The following is a 3,652-nucleotide window of genomic DNA, read 5'->3' on the forward strand; positions in this document are numbered from 1 at the left end:
GGCCGCGGCCCGCCGGCGTCCGTGGGACGTCAGGTACCGGACGTCCCACCTGCGGTGACGCTCGCCCGTCCCGTCCCGAATGTGGCCTGGGTCGGCGATCAGGGCGCGGGGGATGGCCGGACAGTAGTGTGACCAGGCGGGTCGCGGAGCATGACGCTGACCGGATGACGCGGGACGGATCGCACAGCGACGGAGGACAACGGTGACGGCCGAGGCGAAGCAGGCGGCGGACTTCCGGCCACGGCGCTCGGTGCTCTACATGCCGGGCGCGAACGAGCGGGCGTTGGAGAAGGCCAAGGGCATTCCGGCCGACGCGCTCATCCTTGACCTGGAGGACGCGGTCGCGCCGTCCGCCAAGGAGTCGGCGCGCGAGCGGGTCTGCGCCGCCGTCGTCGAAGGCGGCTACGGGCAGCGTGAGCTGATCATCCGGGTGAACGGGCGTGACACCGACTGGCACGCCGACGACCTGCGGGCCGCCGCGAAGGCCGGGCCGGACGCCATCCTGGTGCCGAAGGTCGGCTCGGCGGACGAGGTGCACGCCATCGAGCGTGATCTCGTCGCCGCGGGCGCGCCCGAGCACACGAAGATCTGGGCGATGGTCGAGACCCCGATCGCCATGCTGCACGCCCTCGACATCGCCAGCGCCTCCCCGCGCCTCGCGGTGCTGATCATGGGCACGAACGACCTGGCCAAGGAGCTGCGCGTCGAGCACGTCCCCGGGCGCGCGCCGCTGCTCACGGGTCTGGGCCTCAGCCTGCTCGCGGCCCGCGCCGCCGGCAAGGTGATCATCGATGGCGTCTACAACAACGTCAAGGACGCCGAAGGCTTCGCCGCCGAATGCCAGCAGGGCCGTGAGCTGGGCTTCGACGGTAAGACGCTGATCCACCCCGGTCAGGTCGAGCCGTGCAACACCGCCTTCTCCCCGACCGAGGCGCAGCTTGCCGAGTCCGCCGAGATCGTCAAGGCCTGGGCGGAGGCGGAGGCGGAGGGCCGCGGTGTCGTCACCGTCAACGGTCGGATGATCGAGAACCTGCACGTCGACAACGCCCGCCGCCTGCTCGCCGTCGGCGAGGCCATCAAGGCCCGGTCCGCCAGCTAGCCGCTTCCTCATGGGCCCGGGAGCGTGCTCGGCGCCGGCGCCCGCGCCCCCGCCCCGCAGCGGCAAATTGGTCACGGTGTGTAATGCCGGTTGCCGGTGGCAGCCGGACGAGTATGGCGGGCGGGTCTGGGCGGGGTCGGGATAACCCGACCACGGCCGGACGGGCGTACCGGCTGGGATGGTGCCGCCGGACGCGCCAGTGTGGACCATGTCCACGCCGCACCGCGACCCGAGGCATCGATGACCATGACCGTCCCACCACCGCCGGATCCCGACCCGCTGACCTCGCTGACCTCGCCGATCCCGCCCACCTCACCGATCCCGGCGACCTGGCCGTCGACCTCGCCGATCCCGTCGACCGCGACGGACGCGGGTGAGGGTGGCCGCCGGGTGGATCCCACCAACGTCGCGAACGTCGAAGTCAACGGTTTCGCGCCGGGGAGAGAACGTCCGGGAGCACACCAGGCGGGGGAACGGCCGGCCGGGGGGCGTGGGTCGGTGGAACGTGGCTCTCGCACTGGCGCGTCCGGGGGGTGGTTGTACGGGCGTTTCATGCGGGAGGTGGGGTACACGCTGGTGTGTTTTCCGCTGGCGATTGTCGGGTTTGTCTATGTGGTGGTGGCGCTGTCGACGGGTCCGGCGCTGGCGGTGACGTTCCTGGGGATTCCGCTGCTGGCGACGATGCTGGTGGGGGCACGGGGGTTCGGGACGGTGCAGCGTGCCCTGGCCGCGGAGATGCTCGGTGATCGGGTGGCTCCGCCGCGTCCGCTGCGCCCCCGTCGCCGAGGGGCGAAGAGCTGGGTCTGGGCGGGCCTCAGGGACGGGGCCGGCTGGCGGGCATGTGTCTATCTGCTGGTGAAGTTTCCGCTGGCGATCACGAACTTCGTGGTGACCGTAGCGTTCTGTTCGGCCGGACTGGGTGGGGTGACCTATCCGGTGTGGCAGCGGTACCTGCCCGTGCAGCATGACAGCGCGGGACGACCGCATCGCGGTGCCTCCTTCGGCACCGACTACTTCCTGGACACCTGGCCGCGGATGGCGATGGCGGTCGCGGCCGGCGCCGTGCTGCTCTACCTGGCCCGGCCATTGATTCACGGGCTGGTGGGGCTGGACCGGCTGCTCATCCGCGGCCTGCTCGGCCCGACGAACCGGCAGCTCGCCGCGGAACGGATGCACGAGCTGGAGTTCACCCGGGCGAGCGCGGTCGACGACTCGGCCGCGGCGCTACGCCGCATCGAACGGGACCTGCATGACGGCGCACAGGCCAGACTCGTGTCGATGGCGATGAATCTCGGCGCGGTCCGGGAACAGCTCGCCACCGCGGACGGCGACAGCCTCGACCTCGACCGGACCCGGTCGAGGTCGACGCCGCCCACCGCGACGTCAAGGAGGCCCTCGTCGAGCTGCGTGACCTCGCCCGCGGTATCCACCCGCCGATCCTCGACCATGGTCTCGAGGCGGCGCTGGAAAGCCTCGCCGCCCGAGGCGCCGGCGCCAGCACCAGCGGCGGTGCTGGCGGGCAGCCGGTGGCGCTGCATGTCGACCTGCCCCAGCGGCCGTCGGCGGCGATCGAGACGATCGCCTACTTCTGCGCCGCGGAGCTGTTCACCAACGCCGTCAGGCACGGCCGGGCCGACGAGATCCGAATCGGTGTCATCGGACGCGCCGGACGGCTCCGGCTCACCGTCGTCGACGACGGGACGGGCGGTGCCGCCCTCGAACCCGGCGGCGGCCTGACCGGGCTCGTCGAGCGGGTCCGCACGGTGGACGGCTGGCTCGACGTCACCAGCCCACCCGGCGGACCCACCCGCATCACCATCGACCTTCCCCTGCACGCCTGACCCCTGGCGCCGACGGGTCAGTCACGGCGAAGGCGCCTGACCGCATTCCGGGACTCGAGGAACGCGGTTCTATCCAGGACTGCGGTCCGGGCCGCTGTCGGGCCCCGCGCCCGGCGCGGGATCGGGATGCTCCCGACGTGCTTGCAGATGATCCACGTCCGGGGGTGAACGGGCCGGAGGCGGCGAGGTGCCAAGCCGATCACGTATCTCCGTAAGTCGCTGTGCGAGGGGGACACGCTCCTCTGCTCCACCTGCCGGCGATGGACCGACGCGGTGTGCGAGGCGGGCGGCGAGATCGCGGGCAGCCGGACGATCTGTGGGCTGAAGCAGCGGGTCGGCGCGGTTCACCGTCGCGTGCAGGTCGGGGACGTACGGGGTGGCCAGGCGTTCCGCGAGGTTCTCGGCTTTGCTGGTGAACCAACTGCTTTCCGTGGCCGACCAGGAACGCTCACGCTCCGTGATAATTGTCTGCCGCGCGGCTGGTGGCTCCATCCATGCGCCGCGTTCGTCGCGGTGATTCGTGTAAAGAGGTTCGCCCCCGCCCCGGCGATAGACATGGACGACGTCCGCCCTGATGTCGCCGGTGTCGATCAGTGTGGCGCTCTCCAGAACACCCTGGTAGTTGCGATCCTGAATTTCGGGTGGGCAGTAGGCCCCGAAACCCTGTTCCTCGACCTGCCGCTGATACCGCTCGAGTACTCCGAGTCCGCTA

At 71.1% G+C, this 3,652-nt stretch carries 3 protein-coding genes and 1 pseudogene; 3 read left to right on the forward strand and 1 reads right to left on the reverse strand.

Translation table 11 applies throughout. From position 1 onward, the window contains the following. Positions 1-202: 202 nt before the first annotated feature. The 3 genes from G6R24_RS19320 (at position 203) to G6R24_RS23820 (ending at position 2,940) form a co-directional block, all read left to right on the forward strand. On the forward strand, positions 203-1,099 hold the full coding sequence (locus G6R24_RS19320; protein ID WP_225438754.1) for an HpcH/HpaI aldolase/citrate lyase family protein: 897 nt from the start codon (positions 203-205) through the stop codon (positions 1,097-1,099). A gap of 240 nt (positions 1,100-1,339) precedes the next feature. Then, a complete protein-coding gene (locus G6R24_RS19325; protein WP_225438756.1) occupies positions 1,340-2,836 on the forward strand; it encodes a sensor domain-containing protein in 1,497 nt (498 codons plus the stop codon). After that, complete coding sequence (locus G6R24_RS23820; protein WP_338083872.1) at positions 2,746-2,940, forward strand: sensor histidine kinase; 195 nt, start codon at positions 2,746-2,748, stop codon at positions 2,938-2,940. The genes G6R24_RS19325 and G6R24_RS23820 overlap by 91 nt, the downstream gene beginning before the upstream one ends. Before the next feature lie 69 nt (positions 2,941-3,009). On the opposite strand, the pseudogene G6R24_RS19330 reads toward G6R24_RS23820, so the two are convergent. Beyond that, positions 3,010-3,652 (reverse strand): annotated as a pseudogene (locus G6R24_RS19330) (zeta toxin family protein); the annotation flags it as partial.

The sequence above is a fragment of the Candidatus Frankia nodulisporulans genome (assembly GCF_902806475.1).
In the GTDB taxonomy this organism is placed as follows: domain Bacteria; phylum Actinomycetota; class Actinomycetes; order Frankiales; family Frankiaceae; genus Frankia; species Frankia umida.

Bases quoted from the DNA above. Each gene is read 5' to 3' on its own strand.
- G6R24_RS19325 (WP_225438756.1), top strand. From the start codon at position 1,340: ATGACCATGACCGTCCCACCACCGCCGGATCCCGACCCGCTGACCTCG.